Source organism: Pseudomonas sp. SIMBA_067 (assembly GCF_046534675.1).
GTDB lineage: Bacteria > Pseudomonadota > Gammaproteobacteria > Pseudomonadales > Pseudomonadaceae > Aquipseudomonas > Aquipseudomonas putida.
Genome location: NZ_JAWRYH010000003.1, coordinates 395,107 through 419,804, shown reverse-complemented (window position 1 = coordinate 419,804; position 24,698 = coordinate 395,107). Strand labels below are relative to the sequence as shown.

Sequence of the window (24,698 nt, the reverse complement as noted above, 5' to 3'; positions counted from 1 at the left end):
CAGCAAAGCACAGACCGTACCGGTTGCCGTGGTTTTGTGTGGGGAGGAAAAAAGCCGCGCATCATACCAGCATGCTTGGCAGGGGCCTATGGCCGTTGGGGAATGGGTTTCCATGGCCGGTACCGGCCCTGTGGGAGCGGGCTTGTCCCGCGAAGAGGCCGGCACAGGCAACTGATCAACCGTTATGCAACCGGTCCCGCTTGGCCAGTGTCGGGAACATTTTTATCCACAGCCCCGTCACCACCAGTGTGCCCACCCCGCCCATCACCACCGCCGGCACTGTGCCAAACCAGTGCGCCGTCACCCCCGATTCGAACTCGCCGAGCTGGTTCGAGGCACCAATGAACAAGCCGTTGACCGCGCTCACGCGCCCGCGCATTTCGTCCGGGGTTTCCAGTTGCACGAACGAACTGCGAATGACCATGCTGATCATGTCCGCCGCGCCCAGCACCACCAGCACCGCCAGCGAGAACCAGAACGAGGTCGACAGGCCGAAGGCGATAGTGGCCACGCCGAACACGCCGACTGCGGTGAACATGGTTCGCCCGACGTTGCGCTCGAACGGGAAGCGCGCCAGCCACAGCGACATGCACAATGCCCCCACCGCTGGCGCCGAACGCAGCAGGCCCAGGCCCAGCGGGCCGGTCAGCAGGATGTCCTTGGCGAACACCGGCAGCAGCGCGGTGGCCCCACCCAGCAGTACGGCGAACAGGTCCAGCGAAATGGCGCCGAGGATGTCGGGACGACTGCGAATGAAGCGGATGCCGGCCAATAGCGATTCGATGCTGGCACGCCCGCGCTGCACCACCTGGCCGCGCGCCTGCAGGCTCAGGGTGAGCACGCAGGCGATGGCATACAGGGCCACGGTGGGGCCATACACCCAGAGGCTGCCAAAGGCATACAGGAAGCCGCCCACCGCCGGCGCCACGATGGTTGCCGACTGGGTAGCCGACGCCGAAGCCGCCACCGCTCGCGGGAACAGCCCGGGCGGCACCACGTTAGGTAACAGCGCCTGGGTCGCCGGCATTTCGAATGAGCGCGTGGCGCCCAGCAGGAAGGCGAGGGCGAAGATCAGCTCGCGGGTGACGTTGTCGGTGGCGCTGCCCACCGCCAGCGCCAGGGCGATCAGCCCCTGCAGGCTCTGGCACAGGGCGGCGACCTTGCGCCGGTCATAGCGGTCGGCCACATGCCCGGTGTGCAGCATGAACAGCACTCGCGGGGCGAACTCGACCAGGCCGACCAGGCCCAGGTCCAGCACATTGCCGGTCAACTGGTAGAGGTGCCAGCCAATGGCCACGGTGAGCATCTGGAAGCCACTGGCGGTGAATACACGGGCCAGCCAGAAGGCCAGGAAGGGGCGGTGGTGACGCAACAACTGCGGTGCGGAATCGGACATCGGAAACCAGGGGCCTCGGCGCAGTAGAGGGGGGCGCAGCGTATCACCTGTTTGTAACAAGCGGTTACTGTTTGCCCGGATCTGCACTTTTTCACGCGTTATGAAAGAGGGTGGGGCAACCGGTCACGCGGCAAACAGCCACACGGCCCGCCGGTCTATTCGGGACTATGCTTCCTAGCATTCGTTGATCTGGGTCAATCGTTCCAGATTCAACGAATTGGCCCTCTGGGCCGGAATCCCTGCGATCGAACAGAACAATTCCAACGCGCCGTACTCGACCAAGTGGGGGCAGTGGGCGACTTGGGCCACAAGCCCGGACGCCGGATTATCTGAAGAGGAAGCACCATGTTCGGAATAGAGGCCTTAGAGCTCGCCCGAATGCAGTTTGCCTTTACCGTTTCGTTCCACATCCTGTTCCCGGCCATCACCATTGGCCTGGCGAGCTACCTGGCAGTCCTCGAAGGCCTCTGGCTGCGGACCCACCAGCAGGTCTACCGTGACCTCTATCACTTCTGGTCAAAGATATTTGCCGTCAACTTTGGCATGGGCGTGGTCTCGGGCCTGGTCATGGCCTACCAGTTCGGTACCAACTGGAGCCGCTTCTCCGACTTTGCTGGCGCCGTCACCGGCCCGCTGCTCACCTACGAAGTACTCACTGCCTTCTTCCTTGAAGCCGGTTTCCTCGGTGTCATGCTGTTCGGCTGGAACCGTGTCGGCCGCGGCCTGCACTTCTTCTCCACGGTGATGGTGGCAATCGGTACGCTGGTTTCCACGTTCTGGATCCTGGCCTCCAACAGCTGGATGCAGACCCCACAAGGCCACGAAATCATCGATGGCCGGGTGGTGCCCGTGGACTGGTTTGCGGTGGTGTTCAACCCATCGTTCCCCTACCGGCTGATGCACATGGCCACGGCCGCGTTCGTTTCCACGGCGTTCTTCGTTGGCGCCTCGGCGGCCTGGCACCTGCTGCGCGGGCGTGACAACCCGGCGGTACGCAAGATGCTGTCGATGGCCATGTGGATGGCGTTGATCGTTGCCCCGATCCAGGCGGTGATCGGCGACTTCCACGGCCTCAATACGCTCAAGCACCAGCCGGTGAAAATCGCGGCAATCGAAGGCCACTGGGAGAATGTGCCTGGCGAGCCGACCCCGCTGATCCTGTTCGGTATCCCCGACATGAAGGCCGAGACCACGCGCTTCAAGGTCGAGATCCCGGCGCTCGGCAGCCTGATCCTGACCCACAGCCTGGACAAGCAGGTGCCGGCGATGAAGGAATTTCCGCCTGAGGACCGGCCTAACTCGACCATTGTCTTCTGGTCGTTCCGGATCATGGTCGGGCTCGGCTTGCTGATGATCTTCGTTGGCCTGTGGAGCCTCTGGCTGCGCAAGCGCGGCACGCTCTACACCTCGCGCCCGTTCCTGTATGTGGCGCTATGGATGGGGCCTTCGGGGCTGATTGCGTTGCTGGCCGGCTGGTTCACCACCGAGATCGGCCGCCAGCCCTGGGTGGTGTATGGCCTGATGCGCACGGCGGACGGTGTGTCCAACCACAGCTACGCCCAGCTTGGTTTCACCTTGGTGGCCTTCGTGGTGGTGTACTTCGCCCTGTTCGGCACCGGCCTTGGCTACATGATGCGCCTGGTGCGCAAAGGGCCGCAGACCGGCGAAGGCGACGAGCACACACCGGGCGGCCCTGGCCAGAAACGCACGCCGGCGCGGCCATTGTCTGCCGCCGATGATGGCCATGAGGCCAAGACTGCCAGCCTGAGCAAGGAGGACTGAGCCATGGGTATCGACCTTCCGCTGATTTGGGCCGTGATCATCATTTTCGGCGTCATGATGTACGTGGTGATGGACGGTTTCGACCTGGGCATCGGCATGCTGTTCCCGTTCGTCAAGGGCGAGCAGGACCGTGATGTGATGATGAATACCGTCGCCCCGGTGTGGGACGGCAACGAAACCTGGCTGGTCCTGGGCGGCGCCGGGCTGTTCGGGGCGTTCCCGATGGCCTATGCCGTGGTGCTCGAAGCCCTGTACCTGCCACTGATCCTGATGCTGATCGGCTTGATCTTCCGTGGCGTGGCCTTCGAGTTCCGCTTCAAGGCCACGGCCGACAAGCGTCATATCTGGGACAAGGCGTTCATCGGGGGCTCACTGGTCGCCACCTTCTTCCAGGGCGTGGCCCTGGGCGCCTTCCTCGAAGGCTTCAAGGTGGTCGACCGCCATTTTGCCGGTGGCACACTCGACTGGCTCACGCCGTTCAGCCTGTTCTGTGGGGTGGGGTTGATCGTTGCCTACACCCTGTTGGGGTGCACCTGGCTGATCATGAAGACCGAAGGGCCGCTGCAACAAAAGATGCATGACCTGGCCCGGCCTCTGGCGCTGGTACTGCTGGTAGTGATCGGTATCGTCAGCCTGTGGACGCCGATCGCTTATCCACAGATCGCCGACCGCTGGTTCAGCATGCCTAACCTGATCTGGTTCATGCCGGTGCCGCTGCTGGTACTGGTGACCTTCTACGGGCTGCTCAAGGCGGTGGCACGCCATGCGCACTACACGCCGTTCCTGCTCACCCTGGTGCTGATCTTCCTCGGCTACAGCGGCCTGGGCATCAGCCTGTGGCCGAACATCATCCCGCCGTCGATTTCGATCTGGGATGCCGCAGCGCCACCGCAAAGCCAGGGCTTCATGCTGGTGGGCACACTGTTCATCCTGCCGTTCATCCTCATGTATACCTTCTGGAGCTACTACGTGTTCCGCGGCAAGGTGACCCATGAAGACGGCTATCACTAGGAGGGCCGCATGATGACCGGCAAACATGGCCTGGAAGAGAAGAAACCGCTGTGGCAGCGACTGGGTTGGCTGGTGCTGATCTGGGCAATGAGCGTTGCAGCCCTGGGGGTGGCGGCGTGGGTGATGCGGCTTTTCATGGGGGCTGCGGGCCTTACCACCCATTGAGTAAGCCAGCTCCCACAGGTTAGCTACTGCCCTTGGGCAACGCTGAACCTGTGGGAGCTGGCTTGCCGGCGATAGGGCCGGTACAGGCTTACTTGCGGGCTTTCAGGATGACGAACTTGGGCGTCGCCGCCACCTGCTCCACCCCCCGGAACAACCGCGCCAGCTTGCTGTGATAGCCCAGGTGCCGGTTACCCACGATATACAACGCCCCACCTACCACCAGCGCCTCACGCGCCTGCTGGAACATGCGCCAGGCAAGGAAATCGCCCACCACCTGCTGCTGGTGGAACGGCGGGTTGCACAGCACCACATCGAGCGACTGCTTCTCCACCCCTGCCAACCCATCAGCCGCGACAAAAGTCGCCGGGCGCTCGCCCAGCGCGGCTTGCCAGTTTTCCTGCGCCGATTGCACCGCCATGTACGATTCGTCGACCAGCGTGTACTGGGCATCCGGGTTGGTCAGGGCGCTGGCAACGGCCAGCACGCCATTGCCGCAGCCCAGGTCTGCAACCCTCGCGTTGCCCAGGTCGCGTGGCAAATGCGGCAGAAATGCCCGGGTGCCGATATCCAGGCCTTCACGGCAAAACACGTTGGCGTGGTTGACCAGCTCCAGTGCCGGCGCGTCGAGACGGTAGCGGCTCGGGTAGGGCGAGCGGGCAACCGGCCGTTCGGCGAGCGTTGCGGTCAGCAGACGGGCCTTTTTCCGGGCGAGCGAGGCCTGCACCGGGCCAATGTACTTTTCCATCAGGTCGCCGGCTGCGTGTGGCAAGTGCTTGATCATCGCCCCGGCAATCACTTGCGCGCCAGGCGCCAGGTGGCCCTGCAGGCGGATCAGTTGTTCTTCAAGCAAGGCCAGGGTCTTGGGCACGCGCACCAGCACCCGGTCGAACGGGCCTTGCCAGCGTTCGCTGGCCGGTACGAAGGGCACGCTGTCGAACGGCAAGCCGTTGCGCGCCAGGTTCTTTTCCAGGGCCAGGTGCGCCAGGTGCGAATCGCCGCTGCTGACCACCTGCAGCCGGCCTGCCAGGCTGGCCGCCAAGGCACCGAAGCTGTCATTGAGCACCAGCACCCGGCAGTTGGCGTCGGGTGCCTGTTCGTGCAACTGCGCAAGCAGGTACTCGTCGGCGGCATCGAAAGCCTGCAACGGGTCGTTGGCCTGTTCCGGCTGGCGGATCAGGTCGAGTTCGGCGTAGGGGGTGGTCAACAGGGGCATGGCGTCTGGCTCGGGTATAAACTGCCCGATGCGGTTCGCCCCGGGCTTTGCCGGGCAATTCTACAGGGCTTTGCCCAAGGTCGCAGGTTTGAAGGTCAGATCCAGCCACGCATGGCGGCGATGGCGATGGCGCCTGCTTTGTTGGCGGCGTTGGTCTTGGTGATCACGCTGCGAATGTGGAAGTTCACCGTGCTCTGCGACAGTGAGAGGATGCAGGCCACGTCGGCTGCAGTCTTGCCGGCGGCCGACCATTTCAGCACTTCCAGTTCACGCTCGCTCATTTTCGGTTGCGATGGGCACAGTGCATTCAGGTGGTGTTCGCCGAGTACCGCATGCAGGGTATGGCACAGCCACTGCACGCTGCCGGCCTTGTCGTAAAGCTCGACGATGTCGATTTTTTCGGCTGGCCTGGCCACGCTGATCTGGCTCTCGTTGTGCTGCAGGTCGTGCAGTGATTGCGTCCAGCCATGGCGCAAGCCGTGCAGGCAGGCCGCTTCGCGAAACTGCGGGGCTTCACGATACAGTTCGTCGGTCCACAGCACCGGCATGGTCGAGCTATGGCTGACGTTGGCGGCCGGGTCCTGCTTGTAGAACTCATCGCGTTGGTAGCACTCGATCCACTCATCCGGGTAGTTGCTGTAGAGGTACACCCTGGGTGTCTGGGTGGCGATCTGGATGCGCATATTCAAGCCGAGGTATTCCATGCCCAGGTCTTGTGCCAGATGTACTGCGATGTCGAACAACTTCCGTGGCCTGCGCTCGTTGACGAACGCATGAAGGTGTTCGGGATTCCAGTGAAGCATCTGAAGCTCCTCGGGGTCTCGGATCCAATCCATTTGGGTACCCGGAACATTGTAGGAAAAGACCTACCATGGCGTTGGGATTATTTTGTTATAGCGATCTGGTTTTTCTGCAACTTCGGCACGATCACCCCTGATGAGGCCCTACAAAGCAGTGGTTTTTATCCGGGCCACTTTGCGCGACACTGTGCGCACGTCAAACCTGGAGCCCGATATGACCGCTAGCGCCGAAAAGTTCACCCGCCAGACCCTGCTCGATGTTCAGCCGCTCACGCCGAACCTCTTCAGCCTGCGGGTTACGCGCGATGCGGGGTTCCGCTTCCGGTCCGGCCAGTTTGCCCGCCTTGGCGTGACCAAAGCCGATGGCAGCGTGGTGTGGCGCGCCTATTCCATGGTCAGTGCACCCCATGACGAGCACCTCGACTTCTTCTCTATCGTGGTGCCAGGCGGCGAGTTCACCAGTGAGCTGAGCCGCCTGGGGGCGGGTGATACCTTGCTGATCGACCGCCAGGCTTTTGGCTTCCTTACCCTTGACCGCTTCGTAGGTGGCCGCGACCTGTGGCTGCTGGCGACCGGCACCGGAATTGCGCCATTCATGTCGATCCTGCAGGACTTCGAGGCCTGGGAGCGTTTCGACCGCATCAAGCTGGTGTATTCGGTGCGCGAGGCGAAAGAGCTGGCTTACGTGGATGAAATCGCCGGGCTGGAGCAGCGCGATTACCTGGCTGAGTACGCCGGCAAGTTGCAGTTCATTCCGGTGGTGACCCGTGAGCAGCACCCGGGGGCACTGAATGAGCGCATTACCACGCTGATCGAGAATGGCGACCTGGAGAAGGCAGCAGGGCTGGAGCTGTCGCCGGAACATTCGCGGGTGATGTTGTGCGGCAACCCGGAGATGATCGACGAGACGCGCAAGGTGCTGAAGGCGCGTGACCTGCAACTGAGCCTGAGCAAGCGGCCGGGACAGGTGGCTGTGGAAAACTACTGGTAATGCTTTTGGGGCCGCTGTGCGGCCCCCAGCAACCTCAAGGCAGCCGATTCTGGTTCTGCGTCTTGAGCAGATCGCGAATCTCGGTCAACAGGGTTTCTTCAGCCGAAGGCACTGGCGGCACAGTCGGTGCCACAGCTTCTTCACGCTTGAGCCTGTTGATTGCCTTCACACCCATGAAGATGGCAAAGGCAACGATCACGAAGTCGATCACGGTCTGGATGAACTTGCCATAGGCCAGCACCACTGCCGGAATATCACCTTCGGCAGCCTTCAGGGTAATGGCCAGGTCGCTGAAGTCCACCCCGCCGATCAACAGACCCAGTGGCGGCATGACCACGTCTCCGACGAAGGACGAGACGATCTTGCCGAAGGCTGCGCCGATGATGATACCGACCGCCATGTCGACGACATTGCCTTTGACCGCGAAGGCCTTGAACTCACTGATCATGCCCATGTTTGGTTCCTTGTAACAAAAGGTAAGGTTAACGCAGTGTAAGCCACTAAAACGCTTCATGCGTTGTGTTCAGGGCTACTGACTGCGCTTAGAACGAATAGTTTTGTCGCATCCCGAAGCGTTCGAGACACGTCCGGCTCGGCTATCATGGCGGTTTTTTTCCAGGAGACCCCATCCATGGCCAAGGCCAAGCGCTTGTATGGCTGCACCGAGTGCGGCGCGACCTTCCCCAAATGGGCCGGCCAATGCGGCGAATGCGGGGCCTGGAACACCTTGGTCGAAACCATGATCGAGAGCGGCGGTGCCGCTGCGCCCAGTACTGGCCGCGCCGGTTGGACCGGGCAGCAAGCGCAGATCAAGACCCTGGCCGAAGTCAGCGTCGAGGAAATCCCGCGCTTCACCACCAGCAGCACCGAACTGGACCGCGTGTTGGGCGGCGGCCTGGTGGATGGCTCGGTGGTGCTGATTGGTGGCGACCCAGGCATCGGCAAGTCGACCATCCTGCTGCAGACCTTGTGCAACATCGCCGTGGGCATGCCGGCGCTGTATGTCACGGGTGAGGAGTCGCAACAGCAGGTGGCCATGCGCTCGCGGCGCCTGGGCTTGCCCCAGGACAAGCTCAAGGTGATGACCGAAACCTGCATCGAAACCATCATTGCCACGGCACGCGTCGAGAAACCGCGGGTGATGGTGATCGACTCGATCCAGACCATCTTCACCGAGCAGTTGCAGTCGGCACCCGGCGGCGTGGCCCAGGTGCGTGAGAGCACGGCGCTGCTGGTGCGTTACGCCAAGCAGAGCGGCACGGCGATCTTCCTGGTCGGCCACGTGACCAAGGAAGGCTCGCTGGCCGGCCCGCGGGTACTGGAGCACATGGTCGATACCGTGCTGTATTTCGAAGGTGAGTCCGACGGCCGCCTGCGCCTGTTGCGAGCGGTGAAAAACCGTTTTGGCGCGGTCAACGAACTGGGCGTGTTCGGCATGACCGACCGGGGCCTGAAAGAGGTGTCCAACCCGTCGGCGATTTTCCTTAACCGTACCCAGGAAGAAGTGCCGGGCAGTGTGGTGATGGCGACTTGGGAGGGCACCCGGCCAATGCTGGTCGAGGTACAGGCACTGGTCGACGACAGCCACTTGGCCAACCCGCGCCGGGTAACCCTGGGCCTGGACCAGAACCGCCTGGCCATGTTGCTGGCGGTGCTGCACCGCCACGGCGGTATTCCCACCCACGATCAGGACGTGTTCCTCAACGTGGTGGGCGGGGTCAAGGTGCTGGAGACGGCTTCGGACCTGGCGTTGCTGGCGGCGGTGATGTCCAGCTTGCGTAACCGGCCACTGGCCCATGGGCTGCTGGTGTTTGGCGAGATCGGCCTGTCGGGCGAGGTGCGGCCGGTGCCCAGTGGCCAGGAGCGGTTGAAGGAAGCGGCCAAGCATGGCTTCAAGCGCGCCATCGTGCCCAAGGGCAATGCGCCGAAAGAGTCGCCGGCGGGGCTGCAGGTTATTGCCGTCACCCGCCTGGAACAGGCCCTGGATGCATTGTTCGAGTAATTCATGACCTGTCAGGGGACTCGCCGCCTCAGGATGGCGCGGTACCTGTAGGAGTAGCCTTGTGCTGCGAAGAGGCCGATATGGCCAGCAGATTTGTATGGGCAGCAATGGCCTCTTCGCAGCACAAGGCTGCTCCTACAAGGAGCGGGCAAGCCCGCGAAAGGGCCAGTACAGTCAAACGAAAAAGGGGCCGACGATGCGCGTCGGCCCCCCTCTCACCGCTCAGTCAGCGGTCAATGCTCGGCAACTGCCGCACGCCTGACCGTCTGGTTGCCATGCTCGTCCAGTTCCAGCAATGGCACTTCGTTTCCTTCGGCATCGAACAGCTTGCCATCCTTGAAGTAGTCGCCATCACGCAGTGCGGAAATGTCGGAGTACTGGATGGTGCGTTCGTACGCTGCGGCGAACACGGACTGGTTTTCCGAGTTGCCGGTGGTGAAGTGGTTGAAGATCAGGTTCAGCAGGATGGCCATGATCGCCGCCGAACTGATGCCCGAGTGGAAGATGGTCTCGAACCAGTTCGGGAAGTGGTGGTAGAAGGTTGGCGCGGCAATCGGGATCATGCCGAAGCCCAGCGAAGCGGCGACGATGATCAGGTTGACGTTGTTCTTGTAGCTGACCTTGGACAGGGTGCGGATACCACTGGCCGCCACCGTGCCGAACAGCACGATGCCCGCACCGCCCAGTACCGGGGTGGGTACTGCAGCAATCACCCGGCCCATGACCGGCAGCAGGCCGAGCACCACCAGGATCACACCGCCCGTGGCCACCACGTAACGGCTCTTGACCCCGGTCACGGCCACCAGGCCAACGTTCTGGGCGAACGCGCTCTGGGTGAACGAGCCGAAGATCGGCGCCAGGATGCTCGATGCCATGTCGGCGCGCAGGCCGTTGCCCAGGCGCTTGGAGTCGACCTTGGTGTCGATGATCTCACCCACGGCGAGGATGTCGGCCGAGGTTTCCACCAAGGTAACCATGATCACGATGCACATCGACAGGATCGCGGCGATGTGAAATTCCGGCATGCCGAAATGGAACGGCGTGGGGAAGGCGAACATCGCACCTTCGGTGACTTTGCTGAAATCGGTCATGCCCAGTGCCCAGGCGATCAGGGTACCGAGCACCATGGCCAGCAGGATCGACAGGCGCGAGATGGTCGCGCTGCCCAGCTTGCTCAGCAGCAGCACGATGGCGAAGGTCAGCCCCGCCAGGCCGATGTTGGCCACGCTGCCGAATTCCGGCGAGGCGCTGTTGCCACCCATCACCCAGCGTGCAGCCACCGGCATCAGGGTCAGGCCGATGGTGGTGATGACGATACCGGTCACCAGCGGTGGGAAGAACTTGGTGATGCGCGAGAACACTGGGGTGATCAGGAAGCCGATCAGCGATGCTGCCATGACCGCGCCGAGCACGCCTGGCAGGCCACCGCCGCCCTCGCTGCTGAGGATCGCCCCCATGGTGGCCACACCGGCGAACGACACGCCCTGCACCAGCGGCAACTGGCAGCCGAAGAACGGCAGGCCGAGGGTTTGCAGCAGGGTGGCCAGGCCACCGGCAAACAGCGAGGCAGCAATCAACATGCCGATTTCGGCGCCGTTGAGGCCTGCGGCCTGGCCCAGGATCAGGGGTACCGCGACGATCCCTCCGTACATGGTCAACACATGCTGCAAACCGTAAGCCAGGTTGGCACCAAGCCCGAGGTTTTCATCCTCGGGGCGCTTGGCGGGAGACGTGCTAGGGGACGTAGTCATGGAGCAGGCTCTCTGTTTATTTTTGTGTCGCTACTGTAGACAGTTCCGGCAAATGATTACCACAAGAATTGTATACAATATTTTGATCGGAGCGCGCACAAGGGCGGTCGCCGGATGTGCGAAAACCCAATGCAGAAGGCGTACCAACTCACCAAATGCTGTATTAGAGGGGTGTGTACAAAGTGCTGCTACCCAGGCTTAAAGCTGTCTGGGTAGACAGGAAACACATCGGGGGGAGGCTATTAGCTAGCTAAGAGATTTCATTATTCGATGAGTTCGCGCAGCTCACGCATCATTTCGGTGCTGTCGGCCACGTTCAATTCCACAAGACGGTGCAAGTGGCTCATCGAATCGATGTCGATGTACAGGCAGATGAAGCCTAGCCGGTCCGGTTCTTCGTGGCGCAGTTCGACCTGCATCTGCACCTCGGTCACTTCGTCGTTGAGCAGGATGTAGGCTTCGAAATCCTGGCTCAGGTCGGGATCCCAGGGTTTAGGCCTTTCGACCAGCAGGCCCTTGAGGGACAGGTCGAGCAGTTTCACCTCCCAGCAACGTTCGCCCTGGCACAGCCTGGTCGGGGCGTCGAACTGGATACGCTGGAAACGGCGGCGTTCGTCGTGATCGCTCATGGCGTGGATCCTCGGGTAGGTCCTAAAGTGACATCCTGACTATAGTTAGAAGGGTATGTGCATCAGGTACCGCAATCTGGCCGCAGAGGCTCTAGACCAAAGCAAGTGTGGCAATGCGCCTTGACTCGCCCTAGACTCGGTGGGCGGTCTTTCCAATCCACCAGCTGGAAGCTAACCATGAACAACAATAATAGCCTGCTACGCCACATTCCGTGGCTGGCGCTGGCAGTCATAGGGGCCTGCGCGCTGGGTGTGGTCGCCCTGCGTCGCGGTGAGGCAATCAACGCCTTGTGGATCGTGGTCGCGGCAGTGGCCATCTACCTGGTTGCCTACCGTTACTACAGCCTGTTCATCGCCACCAAGGTGATGCAACTGGACCCGCGCCGCGCTACCCCGGCGGTGCTCAACAACGACGGCCTGGACTACGTCCCGACCAACAAACACATCCTCTTCGGTCACCACTTCGCTGCCATCGCCGGCGCAGGCCCCCTGGTCGGCCCGGTGCTCGCCGCGCAAATGGGGTACTTGCCCGGCACGCTGTGGCTGATCGCCGGCGTGGTGCTGGCCGGTGCGGTGCAGGACTTCATGGTCCTGTTCATGTCCACCCGCCGCAACGGCCGTTCGCTGGGCGACATGGTGCGCGAGGAGATGGGCCGCATTCCGGGCACCATCGCCCTGTTCGGCTGCTTCCTGATCATGATCATCATCCTTGCGGTGCTGGCGCTGATCGTGGTCAAGGCCCTGGCCGAGAGCCCGTGGGGCATGTTCACGGTGATGGCGACCATCCCGATCGCGATGTTCATGGGCATCTACATGCGCTACATCCGCCCGGGCCGCATTGGCGAGATCTCGGTGGTTGGCGTGGTATTGCTGCTGGCCTCGATCTGGCTGGGCGGCGTGATCGCTGCGGATCCGGTCTGGGGCCCGGCGTTCACCTTCACCGGCGTGCAGATCACCTGGATGCTGGTGGGCTACGGCTTCGTCGCCGCAGTGCTGCCGGTGTGGCTGGTGCTGGCGCCGCGTGACTACCTGTCGACCTTCCTCAAGATCGGCACCATCGTTGGCCTGGCCATCGGTATCCTGATCATTGCGCCCGAGCTGAAAATGCCGGCGCTGACCCAGTTCACCGACGGCACAGGCCCGGTGTGGAAGGGCACCCTGTTCCCGTTCCTGTTCATCACCATCGCCTGTGGTGCGGTGTCGGGCTTCCATGCCCTGATCTCTTCGGGCACCACGCCCAAGCTGCTGGACAACGAAACCAACGCCCGTTACATCGGCTACGGCGGCATGCTGATGGAGTCGTTCGTGGCCATCATGGCCATGGTCGCCGCTTCGGTGATCGAACCGGGCGTGTACTTCGCCATGAACAGCCCGGCCGCCGTGGTGGGTGCAGACGTTGCGTCGGTGGCGCAGACGGTCAGCAGCTGGGGCTTCCTGATTACCCCTGAGCAGCTTGAAGCCGTCGCCCGTGACATTGGTGAGCACACCATCCTGGCCCGTGCCGGCGGTGCGCCAACCCTGGCAGTCGGTATCGCGCAGATCCTGCACCAGGTGTTGCCAGGTGAAAACACCATGGCTTTCTGGTACCACTTCGCGATCCTGTTCGAGGCACTGTTCATCCTCACCGCAGTGGACGCCGGTACCCGTGCCGGGCGCTTCATGCTGCAAGACCTGCTGGGCAGCTTCGTACCGGCACTCAAACGCACCGAATCGTGGGGGGCCAACCTGCTCGCCACCGCTGGCTGCGTGGCAATGTGGGGCTATCTGCTGTACCAGGGCGTGATCGACCCGCTGGGTGGCATCAACACCCTGTGGCCACTGTTTGGCATCTCCAACCAGATGCTCGCCGGTATCGCCTTGATGCTCGGTACTGTGGTGCTGATCAAGATGAAGCGTCAGCGCTACATCTGGGTCACCCTGGTGCCGGCCGTGTGGCTGCTGATCTGTACCACTGCTGCAGGCCTGATCAAGCTCTTCGACCCGAACCCGGCCGTTGGCTTCCTGGCTTTGGCCAAGAAGTACAGCACCGCGCTGGACGCCGGCCAGGTACTGGCCCCGGCCAAGGACATCGGGCAGATGCAGCACGTGATCTTCAACGCCTACACCAACGCGGGCCTGACCATGCTGTTCCTGCTGGTGGTCTTCAGCATCCTGTTCTTCGCCATAAAGGTCGGCTACGGCGCCTGGGGCCGCAAGGAGCGCAGCGACAAGGAAACCCCGTTCCAGGCCTTGCCTGACGCGTAATCGAGAGGACTGCAATAATGTTCAACGACTTGGGTCGACTGGGGAAATACCTGGGGCAGGCAGCCCGCCTGATGGTCGGCATGCCCGACTACGACAACTATGTCGAACACATGCAGAAGACGCATCCGGACAAGCCGGTGATGAGCTACGAGGCGTTCTTCCGCGAGCGCCAGGAAGCCCGTTACGGTGGCAAGTCCGGGCCCAAATGCTGTTGAACCCTAAGCGTTGACCTGTCCGGCCTCATCGCCGGCAAGCCAGCTCCCACAGGTACTGCATAGGCCACAAGGTCTGTGCAGCTCCTGTGGGAGCTGGCTTGCCGGCGATGGGGCCACTGTTTTTTCCGCACAGGAGATGTTCTGCGTGCAGACGCCCATTCCCGTAACCGTACTTACAGGCTTCCTCGGTGCTGGCAAGACCACCTTGCTCAAGCACATGCTCAAGGCCGAGCACGGCCTGAAGATTGCCGTGATCGAAAACGAATTCAGCGAGGCCGGCATCGACAGCCAACTGCTGGGCGACGAGCCGGTGCAGGTGATGACCCTGGCCAATGGCTGCGTGTGCTGCAGCATCCACGGTGACCTCACCCGCGCCTTGTACCTGTTGCTCGAGCGCCTGGACGCAGGCGAGATTGCCTTTGACCGGCTGGTAATCGAATGTACCGGCCTGGCCGACCCGGCGCCGGTGGCGCAAACCTTTTTTATCGACGAGGACTTGCGTGAGCGCTACATCCTCGACGGCATCATCACCTTGGTCGACGCTGTTCATGCCGAACTGCACCTGACCCAGACCATCGCCCAGGCCCAGGTCGGCTTTGCCGATCGCCTGCTGCTGAGCAAGACCGACCTGGCCGAGCCGGCTGCGGTGCAGGCCCTGCGCGAGCGCCTGGCGCGCATCAATGGCCGGGCCGCCATCCGCGTTGTCGAACACGGCCGCATCGACCTGGCTGAGCTACTGGATGTGCGTGGTTTCAACCTCAACCCCGACCTGGGCGCGAACCTGAAACCGATGCTTCGCCCGGTGCTCAAGCCCGCCACCCCCGACCGTATCTCCACCATGGTGCTGCGCACGCAAACCGCGCTGGACATCGACCGCCTCAGCGGCTTCATGAATGAGTTGCTGGAAACCCACGGCAAACAGCTGCTGCGCTACAAGGGCGTGCTGAACATTGCCGGTGAAGACCGCAAGCTGGTGTTTCAGGGCGTGCTCAAGCTTTACGGTTTCGACTGGGATGCAGAATGGGCCGAGGGTGAAGCCCGCGAGAGCGTAATGGTGTTCATCGCCGATGAACTGCCCGAGGCTACGATTCGGGCTGGCTTCGAGGCGCTGGCTGCGGGCTGAGCCGGCGCGGCGTTGCGGCCTGGAACCACTGCGGCCATGAGCTGCGGTGGCGGGTTTCCACCTCGATGCACGGGATCAGGCGTTCGGTCAGCACCGACGTTTGCCGCACTGCCTTTGCCGTACGGTATTTGACGCTGTGGATGCACTCGCGGTCGCCGAATTCACAGCGGTTCAGCGCGGTACCGCCGCAGGGGCCATTGGCCAGGCCTTTGGGGCAGGTTTCCGGGCAGACGTACAGGGTGTCTTCCAGGCGGCAGCGGCCGCAGGTATCGCAACCCACCAGCGGCCGTTTCACCGCACGTTCCACCTTGTGCAGCACTTGTGCGCCAAGGTGCGTAGCCCACAGCGGTCGGCGTACCGCCCAGCCAAATGCCTTGCTCAGGCTGTTGCGGCGGCTGAACAGCAGTGAATGCATGCCGTGCATCAGGTGATAGCGTGCTTTCTCTTTGAACGAGGCATCGACCCGCGACTCGCCCTGGCGCCAGGCCGCTTGTGGCGGGTGGAATATCACGGCCGGCAGCCCGGGCATCTGCCAACTGGCCTGCCAGGCGGGCGCCCACTGCTCCAGCGTGTGGATCTGGGTTTGCCAGTGCTCGACACGGGCTTCCAGGGCCAGCAGCTGCTTCAGTTCGTGAACCCCCGACAGGTGCACACCGGCGTAGCCCATCAGTTTCACGCCAATGATCTGCAACGCCAGGCGGTCGACGCTGCGTGCCTGGGCAAAGGCCTTGGACTGCGCAGTCTCCGCTTCGAGCATGTCACGCATGGACGGTGTAACAGTGACCCCGGCCACGTGGTCGAGCATTGCCGCGCGCCCGTGGGTGAGGCTCATCAGGCAGGCCAGCATCGGCTTGGGCGTGGGCTGGCGACGCATCCAGTGCATGGCTTCCTGATGCTTGGCGGCATCGAAACCCAGTTGCAGGGTGAGGAAGTCGGCGCCTGCTGCGAGTTTTTTCTCGGCCTTGAAATACTGGGCGCCGCCTTCTTCCTCACAGTACTTGAACGGGTTCAGTGCAGCGCCCAGCAGCCAGTGCGGGCAAGCCTGGCGGGCAACCAGCAGGGCGGCGACCGATTCCAGGTAGCGCACCGGGCGCTGGCCAGGCTCGTGGCCGGGCAGGCGGTCGCCGGTCAGCAGCAACAGCTGGTCGAGGCCTGCGGCGTCCATGCGTTGCAGTTGGGCAAGCAGGTGGTGACGCTCGCGGTCCTTGCCGGAAAAATGCGGCAGGGCAGGTACCGGGTTGCTGAACGAGGCGAGGGCGTCCAGCGGCGACATGTCCAGCGGGCTGCCGACGCGATCGCCGATGGCCACGGTCATTGGCCAGCCGCACAGGTGCGCGCGGGCCATGATCGCTTCCATGGCGGCGAAGCGTTCTGCAGAAGGCTTGGGGACGAACTCCATGACGCAGACGAAGTTCTGTTCGCGCAGCGCGGTTTTCAGCAGGCTCATGTGGCCGGGCACCTGGTGTGGTCAGGGTGGCATTGTGCGGCAGAAGGCGGGCGGGGTCATGTCCGGATGCGCAGGTCGGTGCTCTGAATGAGACATCATCATGATCATGAAAAAATCTTGGGTTCATCTCAAATTTAATGAGTTTGTCTCAAACCGGTCTCAACCGGACAATCCCCTCATTCATTTATGCAGGCTGAAGGGACAATACATGGCACTGGCACACAACCTGGGCTTTCCACGCATCGACCACGACAGCGAGCTACGTGCCCGCCACTGGCAGGTGCAGAGAGAGGCCGGCATCGAACTGCTGCCAGTGGGCGACTTTGCCTGGTTTGACCAACCGTTCGACCTGGGCTGGGCGCAACTTTTCGACGAAGTGGCGCAAGCCAAGGCCTTGGGTCATGCGGTCAAGCCAGTGGTGATCGGCCCATTGACCTATCTGTGGCAGGGCGAAACCAACGACGGCATCGACACGCTGGAGCGCCTCGAACGCCTGCTGCCGCTGTATGACCAGCATCTCAACCGCCTGGCTACCCTGGGTGTCGAGTGGGTGCAGATCGATGAGCCGATTCTCGCCGAAGACCTTCCACAGGACTGGAAAAACGCTTTCGAGCGCGTCTATAACATCCTTCAACGCGCGCCTTTGAAGAAGCTGATTGCCACTTACTCTGGTGGCCTTGGAGGCAACCTCGGCCTGGCCGCGAACCTGCCGGTCGATGGCCTGCACATCGACCTGGTTCAGGCACCCGACCAGTACGTGACCATTCTCGATCGCCTGCCGGCCTACAAAGTGCTGTCGCTGGGCCTGGTCGATGGCGTCAACGCCGCGCCTTGCAATCTGGGAGAGACCTTGGACCTGCTGCACGATGCCCATGAGCGCCTGGGAGAGCGGCTGTGGCTGGCACCATCCTGCTCGTTGACGCGCAGCCCGGTGGAAGTGGCCGTGCAGAAGTGCCAGGAAGTGGCGGTGTTGGTTGCTGCACTGGAAGAGAACCGGGCTGCCGCTTGATTTTCGGCAGCCTGTGCCGGCCCGTTCGCGGGTGAACCCGCGAATAGGCCGGGCCTGCTGATCAGCGCTCGATCGCCAGCGCCACCCCTTGCCCACCCCCGATGCACAAGGTCGCCAGGCCTTTCTTGGCGTCCCGCTTGATCATCTCGTGCAGCAAGGTCACCAGCACCCGGCACCCGGAAGCGCCAATCGGGTGGCCCAGGGCAATCGCCCCGCCATTCACGTTGACCCGCGCAGCATCCCATTCCAGCACCTTGCCCACTGCCAGCGCCTGTGCGGCAAAGGCTTCGTTGGCTTCGATCAGGTCCAGTTCGGCCAGCTGCCAACCGGCCTTGTCCAGGCAACGCTGAGTCGCTGAAACCGGGCCGATGCCCATGATTGCCGGGTCTACCCCTGCACTGGCATAGGCGGCGATCTTCGCCAGTACTGGCAAGCCCAGGGCTTTGGCCTTGGCGGCACTCATCAGCAGCACGGCGGCGGCGCCGTCATTCAGGCTGGAGGCATTGCCAGCGGTAACGCTGCCATCCTTCTTGAACGCAGGACGCAGTTTGGCCAGGGAGTCAGCGGTGGTGTCCGGGCGTGGCTGTTCGTCCTGGGCGAACACTTTGGGCTCACCCTTTTTCTGTGGCAGCACGATCGGGGTGATTTCATCATCGAAGCGGCCGGCCTCGATGGCCGCCACGGCCTTGCGCTGCGATTCGGCGGCAAAGGCGTCCTGCTGCTCACGGCTGAGGCCGTACTTGTCCACAAGGTTCTCGGCGGTGATGCCCATGTGATAGTCGTTGAAGGCATCCCACAGGCCATCGGTGATCATGCTGTCGATCAGCTGGCCATGGCCCATGCGCTGCCCAGTGCGGGCCGAAGGCATCACATAGGGGGCCAGGCTCATGTTCTCCTGGCCACCGGCAATCACCACCTCGGCATCACCGCAACGAATGGCCTGGGCGGCCAGGTGCAAGGCCTTGAGGCCCGAGCCGCAGACTTTGTTCAGGGTCAGCGCCGGTACGCTGTAGGGCAAGCCTGCCTTGATCGCGGCTTGGCGTGCCGGGTTCTGCCCGGCGCCGGCGGTGAGCACCTGGCCGAGGATCACTTCGTCCACCTGCGCCGGGGCCAGCCCGGTCTGCTCCAGCAGGCGCTTGATCACGGCGGCACCGAGGTCTACCGCAGGTACCGTGGCCAGGGCGCCCTGGAAGCTGCCGATGGCGGTGCGGGTAGCGGCGACGATGACCACGTCGTTCATTTGTTGTTCTCCGTGCGATGGGCGTAATGCCCAAGCATCGGTGGCTTTGGCTCATTTGTTAAGTTTGTTTTTCTTTCGGATTGATGTGAAAAACAAATCAATGGGCGCTCGGCGTTCTATCCAACTAAGCTGAATTCCGTGCTGTTTTCACTCAACTGAATGGAGCTCATACTCATGCGCACCCTCATCGCCTTGATGCTACTGATCGGCAGCAGCACAGCATTCGCCGCCACCCAATGCACCACCGCAGACAAAAGCACCTGGCAAGACCGGGAAAAGTTCCAGGCCCAGCTCAAGGAGCAGGGTTACAAGATCAACAAGTTCAAGGTTACCAAGGGCAACTGCTACGAGATCTATGGTCTCGACAAGGATGGCCGCAAGGTCGAGATCTACCATGACCCGGTGAGCGGCAAGGCGGTCAAGTCCGAGTACCACGATTGAACAGCGACGGCACGGTGCAGCTGTGGGACCCGCTCCTGCGGCTGTGCCATCTCTCCATCGCCGGTGTGTTCTTCGCCGACTATTTTTTCAACGAAGAAGGTGACGACTGGCACCAGTGGCTGGGTTACTACGCACTGGCCTGTGTCGTGGTGCGCGTGGTCTGGGGCTTTGTCGGGCCACCCAGCGCGCGCTGGGCCGATTTCTGGCCAACCCCGGCGCGCCTTGCAGGGCATGCCCGTGCGCTGCTGCGCGGCGAGCCTTGTCATCGCCTGGGGCATTCGCCGATTGGCGCCCTGGTGATGCTTTTGATGCTGACCGGTATCGCAGGGCTGGTCCTGACCGGCTGGGCGTCCCAGGAGGTGGATGCGCTGTGGGGCGCAGATTGGCCGACCGACCTGCACAGTTGGTTGGCCGATGCGGTGTTGGCGTTGGTGTGTGTGCATGTGCTGGCGGCCATCTACGAGAGTGTGCGCCTGCGCGAGAACCTGCCGTTGTCGATGATCACCGGGCGTCGCCGACGTCGCGATTGAGGGGACCTGTATTGGCCTCTTCGCGGGCTTGCCCGCTCCCACAGGTACTGCACCGGCCTTGAGGTTGTGAACCATCTGTGGGAGCGGGCGAGCCCGCGACGAGGCCGGCACAGGAGAACCTTGGTTTTGCATCCTTTTGATCACCCCGTAATATGTGTCGGATAACCTGCGGGGGTAGTCTCACCCTCTGATCAATCGGAATCGCCCCAAGCGGCGCTTCCCCGGCATAAACCTGACGAGGTACAGACATTGGCCATCATTCATCCTAAGGTTCGCGGTTTCATCTGCACCACGACTCACCCGAAGGGCTGCGAGCTCAACGTCCGTGACCAGATCGAAGCCACCCGCAAGCTGGGCGTGCGCGAGGATGGCCCGAAGAAGGTCCTGGTCATCGGTGCTTCCAGTGGCTACGGCTTGGCAGCGCGTATCACCGCAGCGTTCGGTTTCAAGGCCGACACCCTGGGCGTGTTCTTCGAAAAACCAGGCACCGAAACCAAGGCCGGCACTGCTGGCTGGTACAACTCCGCTGCCTTCGACAAGTTTGCCAAGGCCGAGGGCCTGTACAGCAAGTCGATCAACGGTGACGCCTTCTCCGACGAGGCCCGTGCCAAGGTCATCGAGCTGATCAAGAACGAGATGGGTGGCAAGGTCGACCTGGTCATCTACTCGCTGGCCTCGCCTGTGCGCAAACTGCCGCAGACCGGTGAAGTCATCCGCTCGGCCCTGAAGCCGATCGGCGAGCCTTACAAGTCGACCGCCATCGACACCAACAAGGACACCATCATCGAGGCCAGCATCGAGCCGGCCACCGAGCAGGAAATTGCCGACACCGTGACCGTCATGGGCGGCCAGGACTGGCAGCTGTGGATCGACGCCCTGGCAGGCGCCAACGTGCTGGCCGAAGGCGCTCGCACCGTGGCCTTCAGCTACATCGGCAGCGACATTACCTGGCCAATCTACTGGCACGGTGCGCTGGGCCAGGCCAAGCAGGACCTGGACGAAACTGCCCTGCGCCTGGACCAGAAGCTGGCCGGCGAAGTGAAAGGCGGCGCCAACGTGGCCGTGCTGAAGTCGGTGGTTACCCAGGCCAGCTCGGCCATTCCGGTAATGCCGCTGTACCTGTCGATGGTCTTCAAGATCATGCAGGAGAAAGGCGTTCACGAAGGCACCCAGGACCAACTGGACCGCATGTACCGCGACCGCCTGTATCGCGCCGATGGTGCGCCGGCCGAAGTCGACGAGAAGGGCCGTCTGCGCCTGGACGACTGGGAACTGCGCGACGACGTGCAGAACGAGTGCAAGGCCCTGTGGCCACAGGTCACCACCGAGAACCTGTTCGCCCTGACCGACTATGCCGGTTACAAGAAGCAGTTCCTCAACCTGTTCGGCTTCGAGCGCGCTGACGTCAACTACGACGACGACGTGGCCACCGATGTGAAGTTCGACTGCATCGAGCTGTAAGAGTATTTACCTGTACTGGCCCATTCGCGGGTAAACCCGCTCCCACAGGAAATGCACCGCTTTCGAGCTTGGCATAATACCTGTGGGAGCGGGTTTACCCGCGAAGAGGGCGGTACAGGCTACAAAATCTTTGCTAGTTTTGGCGCACAACAACAGGGAATGCGCCATGAGCAGCCTCACCCAACCCGCCACCCCCTTTCGCCAGGCCACAGCCGATGGCTACAGCCTCGGCGGCTTCTGCTGGCGTCACGCCCAGCCTGACCCCCAGCGCCCGCTGGTGATCATCAACGCGGCCACTTCGGTACGCTGCCGCTACTACTCCCGCTTTGCCGACTACCTGTTTGCCCAGGGCTGCGATGTGCTGACCTACGACTACCGTGGCATCGGCGAATCCCGCCCGGTTTCGTTGCGCGGCTTCCAGGCATCGTGGAGCGACTGGGGCCGTCTGGATTTCGAAGCGATGTTGGCGCATGCAGCCGAGCGTTTCCCCGGTCAGCCAATAGACGTGGTGGGGCACAGTTTTGGCGGTTGTGCAGTAGGCCTGGCACCGTCGGCTGGCCAGATACGCAGGGTAGTGATGGTAGGCGCACAGTTTGCCTACTGGCGCGATTATGCGGCTGATCAACGCTGGCGGCTGTTCGGCAAATGGCATGTGGTGATGCCTTTGCTTACCCGCGCTTTGGGCTACTTCCCCGGCAAGCGTCTGGGCTGGATGGAAGACACCCCGGCAGGGGTGGTGGATGACTGGACCACCCGTACGCCACGCTATGAGCACCGGCCAAGTGGGCGCCGGCTGGAGAGGGTACCGTTTGCACACGTCCAGGCAGCGACGCTGGCCATCAGCTTGTCCGATGACCCGTTTGGCACTGTGGCGGCGACCGAGCGGTTGCTGAGTTATCTACAGGGTGCCCGGCACCTGCGTATCGCGCCTGTGGATATCTCGGTCGAGGAGATTGGCCATTTCGCGTTTTTCCATGACCGGTTTCGCGAGAGCCTGTGGCCGGTGGCCTTGCAGTGGTTGCAACGGGGAGCGCTGGACCACGGGGTACCCGGCACCCTCATGGATTGAGGGTGGGTTCAGGATTTTGGGGCCGCAAAGCGGCCCCAGCTATCTCAAGCCTTGCGCGAAAGCGGCTGCCCGGCAAATTTCACACCGGCCAAACCATGCTCGATCAGCGCACGGATATTGCCATGGTCGCTGCCCTCAGGCGTGGCCACCACATCACGGTAGTGCTCGCCAAAGGCCAGCAGCGCTTCCTGGTCGCTCAGCCCTTCCAGCAAAGCCAGGCCCAAGGTCTTGCACGAACCTTCGTTCTGCCCGGCCGCGTTCTCCACGCCGCCGTTGTTGAAGGCCTGCGGCTGGTAGCTGTAGTTGTCGGCAATGAACGCCAGGGTATCGGCAAATACATGTTGGCCGCTGGCCAAGCTGGCGCGCAGGGTGTTCAGATCAGTCACGAGGTTTTCCTTTTTCGAACGCCGCCTGTTGGTCGGCGCTGGCTTCTTTCTGGTATTGGGCTTTCCACTCGGCGTAGGGCATGCCATATACCGCTTCGCGGGCATCGTCCAGGCTCAGGTCGAGCTGGCGCTCGTCGGCCGCGGCCTTGTACCACTTGGACAGGCAGTTGCGGCAGAAACCGGACAGGTTCATCAGGTCGATGTTCTGTACGTCGGTGCGCTTTTGCAGGTGTTCGACCAGGCGCCGGAACGCGGCGGCTTCGAGTTCGAGCTGTTGCTGTGGGGTCATGGGCTTCTCTCAGGTCATGCGGTTCTTCAAGTGGCGGCCACCATTGATGACCACCTGGCTACCGGTGCTGTACTGGCTGGCGAGCAGGTATTTGACTGTCTCGATCAGCGGGCCGGCGCCGGGTTCGAACTCCAGCAGGGCTTTTTTCAGGGTTTGCTGGCGGTAGGCTTCGTCGCCCCCTTCCTTGAGGATCAGCAGCCCGGGCAGGATACCGTTCACGTGCACCGTGGGGGCATATTTTTCAGCGAATGACAGCACCATGTTCTGCAGCGCAGCCTTGGTGGCGGCGTAGCCAATGTGGCTTTTGCTGCCGCGCGAAGAGGTTTCGTCGCAGATGTGGATGATGTCGGCCTTTTCCACCTTGGCAAGCAAGTCGCCCAGGGCCAGGTTGAGGTGGTAGGGCGCTTCGACGTGCAGGCGGAACATGGTATCGAGGTTGTCGAGCCCGTCATCGAGCCACAGCGAGGCGTTGTGGATGATGGCGCGCAGGCCTTCGTAATGGCTGTGCAGGTGATCGATCAGGGCCTGGCGGTCGGCCGCCAGGCACAGGTCGGCCTGAAACTGCACGATGTTCGGGTGGGCCGTGTGTGGCTGGACGCTGCGGCTGGCACTGACCACCGTATGGCCGGCCTGTGCCAGTTCAAGGGCCAGGGCCAGCCCGACGCGCTGGCTGGCTCCGGTAACGAGAATGGGGCTGTTCATTTCGGGGCGGTCAACTTGTCTGTCGTTTGGTTGCCGCCCAGCATACCCGAACTGTTTCCCTGTTGTATGGCCTGGCCTCAGCGGCTGCGCAGGGCGCCAGTGGTGGCAGGTGAGGCATGCAGCCAACTGGCCAGCAGGCGGGTGGACAGGGGGATGAACAGGTACACCATGACCGGCGTCAGGGCCAGGGTGCTGAGCATTACCCGGGGCAGCAGGTCCAGCGCGGCCAGCCAGGGGCCAAACAGCAGGTTGAACGCCAGCGACACCGGGAAGAACGCCAGCCAGATGGCCACGGCCTGCTTCCAGCGCGGCGGTTTTTGCACCGTATTGGTGCCAAACCAGTCGTCAATGCCACTGACGCGCGCCTCTTTGGGGCGTTCGAACAGGCCGTTGCCGCGTTGCAGCCAAGCCCGGCGCGAGGCGGAATGCTCCCAGGCATGCAGGGTGGGTTCGTCGCTGAAGCGGAAGATGATCTGGAATTCGTCGCCATCGCGGGGCGGGGCGAGGATGCCCGAACCGAGGTAGCCGGGGAAGTCGGTGGCCAGCTGCTCGCCTTCATGCAGCCAGGCCAGCAGGTCCTGGTAGCGGCCATGGGCGGCGCGGCGCGACACCATCAAGGTGACGGGTGGGGTAGACATCGTGTATCTCCTGGCAACGGGGCTGGCGGGTAGCTGGCCCCTTTGGCTACGTGGCCCGGGGTGGTGGGCAACGCAGGTGTGCATGCAAGAATCGGGCGCGCATTATCGCGCATGTGTGATCTTCGCCGAATGTCAGCCGGCAAACGGTTGCACCCTGCGATCGG

At 62.6% G+C, this 24,698-nt stretch carries 25 protein-coding genes; 13 read left to right on the top strand and 12 right to left on the bottom strand.

All coding sequences use genetic code 11. From position 1 onward, the window contains the following. Positions 1-175: 175 nt before the first annotated feature. Positions 176-1,396, bottom strand: a complete 1,221-nt coding sequence (locus SB765_RS10390; protein WP_410910873.1) for an MFS transporter — start codon at positions 1,394-1,396, stop codon at positions 176-178. 345 nt (positions 1,397-1,741) lie between these two features. Here SB765_RS10390 and SB765_RS10385 point away from each other — a divergent pair, with 345 nt between their 5' ends. Genes SB765_RS10385 through SB765_RS10375 form a run of 3 tightly spaced genes read left to right on the top strand, consistent with a single transcriptional unit; the run spans position 1,742 to position 4,354 of the window. Then, positions 1,742-3,178, top strand: coding sequence for a cytochrome ubiquinol oxidase subunit I (locus tag SB765_RS10385; protein WP_049275004.1), 1,437 nt, complete (start codon positions 1,742-1,744; stop codon positions 3,176-3,178). A 3-nt stretch (positions 3,179-3,181) separates the two neighbouring features. Continuing rightward, on the top strand, positions 3,182-4,189 hold the full coding sequence (cydB, locus tag SB765_RS10380; RefSeq protein WP_132842577.1) for a cytochrome d ubiquinol oxidase subunit II: 1,008 nt from the start codon (positions 3,182-3,184) through the stop codon (positions 4,187-4,189). 9 nt (positions 4,190-4,198) lie between these two features. Further along, on the top strand, positions 4,199-4,354 hold the full coding sequence (locus SB765_RS10375; RefSeq protein WP_016489104.1) for a DUF2474 domain-containing protein: 156 nt from the start codon (positions 4,199-4,201) through the stop codon (positions 4,352-4,354). Between the two features lie 88 nt (positions 4,355-4,442). Here the strand turns inward: SB765_RS10375 and SB765_RS10370 are convergent, their stop codons facing one another. After that, complete coding sequence (locus SB765_RS10370; RefSeq protein WP_410931276.1) at positions 4,443-5,567, bottom strand: methyltransferase; 1,125 nt, start codon at positions 5,565-5,567, stop codon at positions 4,443-4,445. A gap of 95 nt (positions 5,568-5,662) precedes the next feature. Continuing rightward, complete coding sequence (locus tag SB765_RS10365) at positions 5,663-6,370, bottom strand: autoinducer binding domain-containing protein (RefSeq protein ID WP_410910874.1); 708 nt, start codon at positions 6,368-6,370, stop codon at positions 5,663-5,665. Positions 6,371-6,581: 211 nt separating this feature from the next. Here SB765_RS10365 and SB765_RS10360 point away from each other — a divergent pair, with 211 nt between their 5' ends. Beyond that, complete coding sequence (locus tag SB765_RS10360) at positions 6,582-7,358, top strand: ferredoxin--NADP reductase (protein WP_341796779.1); 777 nt, start codon at positions 6,582-6,584, stop codon at positions 7,356-7,358. A 34-nt stretch (positions 7,359-7,392) separates the two neighbouring features. Here the strand turns inward: SB765_RS10360 and mscL are convergent, their stop codons facing one another. Beyond that, the gene (mscL, locus tag SB765_RS10355) at positions 7,393-7,812 is read right to left on the bottom strand and encodes a large-conductance mechanosensitive channel protein MscL (RefSeq protein WP_043197833.1); all 420 of its coding nucleotides are present in this window, start codon (positions 7,810-7,812) and stop codon (positions 7,393-7,395) included. Between the two features lie 177 nt (positions 7,813-7,989). Between mscL and radA the strand changes: the two genes are divergently transcribed. Beyond that, the gene (radA, locus tag SB765_RS10350) at positions 7,990-9,360 is read left to right on the top strand and encodes a DNA repair protein RadA (protein WP_016497929.1); all 1,371 of its coding nucleotides are present in this window, start codon (positions 7,990-7,992) and stop codon (positions 9,358-9,360) included. Between the two features lie 233 nt (positions 9,361-9,593). Here radA and SB765_RS10345 read toward each other — a convergent pair whose 3' ends face one another. Next, positions 9,594-11,111, bottom strand: coding sequence for a nucleobase:cation symporter-2 family protein (locus tag SB765_RS10345; RefSeq protein ID WP_016497930.1), 1,518 nt, complete (start codon positions 11,109-11,111; stop codon positions 9,594-9,596). Positions 11,112-11,374: 263 nt separating this feature from the next. Further along, the gene (locus SB765_RS10340; RefSeq protein WP_341796777.1) at positions 11,375-11,740 is read right to left on the bottom strand and encodes a PilZ domain-containing protein; all 366 of its coding nucleotides are present in this window, start codon (positions 11,738-11,740) and stop codon (positions 11,375-11,377) included. Positions 11,741-11,917: 177 nt separating this feature from the next. On the opposite strand from SB765_RS10340, the gene SB765_RS10335 reads away from it, so the two are divergent. The 3 genes from SB765_RS10335 to yjiA all read left to right on the top strand — a co-directional run bounded on the left by SB765_RS10335 (position 11,918) and on the right by yjiA (position 15,322). Beyond that, positions 11,918-13,984, top strand: coding sequence for a carbon starvation CstA family protein (locus SB765_RS10335; protein ID WP_410910875.1), 2,067 nt, complete (start codon positions 11,918-11,920; stop codon positions 13,982-13,984). Between the two features lie 17 nt (positions 13,985-14,001). Beyond that, on the top strand, positions 14,002-14,199 hold the full coding sequence (locus SB765_RS10330; RefSeq protein WP_003251633.1) for a YbdD/YjiX family protein: 198 nt from the start codon (positions 14,002-14,004) through the stop codon (positions 14,197-14,199). Between the two features lie 145 nt (positions 14,200-14,344). Continuing rightward, complete coding sequence (gene yjiA / locus SB765_RS10325) at positions 14,345-15,322, top strand: GTPase (protein ID WP_410910876.1); 978 nt, start codon at positions 14,345-14,347, stop codon at positions 15,320-15,322. Here yjiA and SB765_RS10320 read toward each other — a convergent pair. After that, complete coding sequence (locus tag SB765_RS10320) at positions 15,282-16,769, bottom strand: methylenetetrahydrofolate reductase C-terminal domain-containing protein (protein ID WP_410931275.1); 1,488 nt, start codon at positions 16,767-16,769, stop codon at positions 15,282-15,284. The genes yjiA and SB765_RS10320 overlap by 41 nt on opposite strands. 208 nt (positions 16,770-16,977) lie before the next feature. On the opposite strand from SB765_RS10320, the gene SB765_RS10315 reads away from it, so the two are divergent. Then, positions 16,978-17,778 carry a 5-methyltetrahydropteroyltriglutamate--homocysteine methyltransferase gene (locus SB765_RS10315; RefSeq protein WP_341796774.1) on the top strand — a complete coding sequence of 267 codons (801 nt, stop codon included), beginning with the start codon at positions 16,978-16,980 and terminating at the stop codon, positions 17,776-17,778. Between the two features lie 61 nt (positions 17,779-17,839). On the opposite strand, the gene SB765_RS10310 is transcribed toward SB765_RS10315, so the two are convergent. Further along, entirely contained in the window at positions 17,840-19,018 is a 1,179-nt protein-coding gene (locus SB765_RS10310; RefSeq protein ID WP_410931274.1) for an acetyl-CoA C-acetyltransferase, read from the bottom strand. A 174-nt stretch (positions 19,019-19,192) separates the two neighbouring features. Between SB765_RS10310 and SB765_RS10305 the strand changes: the two genes are divergently transcribed. The 4 genes from SB765_RS10305 to SB765_RS10290 all read left to right on the top strand — a co-directional run bounded on the left by SB765_RS10305 (position 19,193) and on the right by SB765_RS10290 (position 22,519). After that, entirely contained in the window at positions 19,193-19,459 is a 267-nt protein-coding gene (locus SB765_RS10305; protein WP_410931273.1) for a PepSY domain-containing protein, read from the top strand. Next, on the top strand, positions 19,456-19,989 hold the full coding sequence (locus SB765_RS10300; RefSeq protein ID WP_016497938.1) for a cytochrome b/b6 domain-containing protein: 534 nt from the start codon (positions 19,456-19,458) through the stop codon (positions 19,987-19,989). The genes SB765_RS10305 and SB765_RS10300 overlap by 4 nt, the downstream gene beginning before the upstream one ends. Positions 19,990-20,238: 249 nt before the next feature. Next, positions 20,239-21,450, top strand: coding sequence for an enoyl-ACP reductase FabV (fabV, locus tag SB765_RS10295; protein ID WP_016497939.1), 1,212 nt, complete (start codon positions 20,239-20,241; stop codon positions 21,448-21,450). Positions 21,451-21,616: 166 nt separating this feature from the next. Then, positions 21,617-22,519 carry an alpha/beta fold hydrolase gene (locus SB765_RS10290; protein ID WP_410931272.1) on the top strand — a complete coding sequence of 301 codons (903 nt, stop codon included), beginning with the start codon at positions 21,617-21,619 and terminating at the stop codon, positions 22,517-22,519. Between the two features lie 44 nt (positions 22,520-22,563). Here the strand turns inward: SB765_RS10290 and SB765_RS10285 are convergent, their stop codons facing one another. From SB765_RS10285 to SB765_RS10270, 4 genes are all read right to left on the bottom strand, one after another. Then, positions 22,564-22,905, bottom strand: coding sequence for a HopJ type III effector protein (locus SB765_RS10285; RefSeq protein WP_016497941.1), 342 nt, complete (start codon positions 22,903-22,905; stop codon positions 22,564-22,566). Further along, complete coding sequence (locus tag SB765_RS10280; RefSeq protein ID WP_003260708.1) at positions 22,898-23,194, bottom strand: DUF1244 domain-containing protein; 297 nt, start codon at positions 23,192-23,194, stop codon at positions 22,898-22,900. Before SB765_RS10280 ends, SB765_RS10285 begins: the two co-directional genes overlap by 8 nt. A gap of 9 nt (positions 23,195-23,203) precedes the next feature. Further along, the gene (gene folM, locus SB765_RS10275) at positions 23,204-23,896 is read right to left on the bottom strand and encodes a dihydromonapterin reductase (protein WP_410931271.1); all 693 of its coding nucleotides are present in this window, start codon (positions 23,894-23,896) and stop codon (positions 23,204-23,206) included. A 77-nt stretch (positions 23,897-23,973) separates the two neighbouring features. Then, positions 23,974-24,534: an antibiotic biosynthesis monooxygenase gene (locus tag SB765_RS10270; protein WP_410931270.1), complete on the bottom strand. Its 561-nt coding sequence runs from the start codon at positions 24,532-24,534 to the stop codon at positions 23,974-23,976. Between the last annotated feature and the right edge of the window lie 164 nt (positions 24,535-24,698).

Coding starts and splice junctions, on each gene's coding strand:
- cydB (WP_132842577.1), top strand. CDS start 3,182: ATGGGTATCGACCTTCCGCTGATTTGGGCCGTGATCATCATTTTCGGC.
- radA (WP_016497929.1), top strand. CDS start 7,990: ATGGCCAAGGCCAAGCGCTTGTATGGCTGCACCGAGTGCGGCGCGACC.
- folM (WP_410931271.1), bottom strand. CDS start 23,896: ATGAACAGCCCCATTCTCGTTACCGGAGCCAGCCAGCGCGTCGGGCTG.
- SB765_RS10360 (WP_341796779.1), top strand. CDS start 6,582: ATGACCGCTAGCGCCGAAAAGTTCACCCGCCAGACCCTGCTCGATGTT.
- SB765_RS10305 (WP_410931273.1), top strand. CDS start 19,193: ATGCGCACCCTCATCGCCTTGATGCTACTGATCGGCAGCAGCACAGCA.
- SB765_RS10330 (WP_003251633.1), top strand. CDS start 14,002: ATGTTCAACGACTTGGGTCGACTGGGGAAATACCTGGGGCAGGCAGCC.
- mscL (WP_043197833.1), bottom strand. CDS start 7,812: ATGGGCATGATCAGTGAGTTCAAGGCCTTCGCGGTCAAAGGCAATGTC.
- SB765_RS10270 (WP_410931270.1), bottom strand. CDS start 24,534: ATGTCTACCCCACCCGTCACCTTGATGGTGTCGCGCCGCGCCGCCCAT.
- SB765_RS10310 (WP_410931274.1), bottom strand. CDS start 19,018: ATGAACGACGTGGTCATCGTCGCCGCTACCCGCACCGCCATCGGCAGC.
- SB765_RS10390 (WP_410910873.1), bottom strand. CDS start 1,396: ATGTCCGATTCCGCACCGCAGTTGTTGCGTCACCACCGCCCCTTCCTG.
- SB765_RS10290 (WP_410931272.1), top strand. CDS start 21,617: ATGAGCAGCCTCACCCAACCCGCCACCCCCTTTCGCCAGGCCACAGCC.
- SB765_RS10315 (WP_341796774.1), top strand. CDS start 16,978: ATGGCACTGGCACACAACCTGGGCTTTCCACGCATCGACCACGACAGC.
- SB765_RS10365 (WP_410910874.1), bottom strand. CDS start 6,370: ATGCTTCACTGGAATCCCGAACACCTTCATGCGTTCGTCAACGAGCGC.
- SB765_RS10280 (WP_003260708.1), bottom strand. CDS start 23,194: ATGACCCCACAGCAACAGCTCGAACTCGAAGCCGCCGCGTTCCGGCGC.
- SB765_RS10340 (WP_341796777.1), bottom strand. CDS start 11,740: ATGAGCGATCACGACGAACGCCGCCGTTTCCAGCGTATCCAGTTCGAC.
- SB765_RS10385 (WP_049275004.1), top strand. CDS start 1,742: ATGTTCGGAATAGAGGCCTTAGAGCTCGCCCGAATGCAGTTTGCCTTT.
- SB765_RS10335 (WP_410910875.1), top strand. CDS start 11,918: ATGAACAACAATAATAGCCTGCTACGCCACATTCCGTGGCTGGCGCTG.
- SB765_RS10375 (WP_016489104.1), top strand. CDS start 4,199: ATGATGACCGGCAAACATGGCCTGGAAGAGAAGAAACCGCTGTGGCAG.
- SB765_RS10320 (WP_410931275.1), bottom strand. CDS start 16,769: ATGAGCCTGCTGAAAACCGCGCTGCGCGAACAGAACTTCGTCTGCGTC.
- SB765_RS10345 (WP_016497930.1), bottom strand. CDS start 11,111: ATGACTACGTCCCCTAGCACGTCTCCCGCCAAGCGCCCCGAGGATGAA.
- SB765_RS10370 (WP_410931276.1), bottom strand. CDS start 5,567: ATGCCCCTGTTGACCACCCCCTACGCCGAACTCGACCTGATCCGCCAG.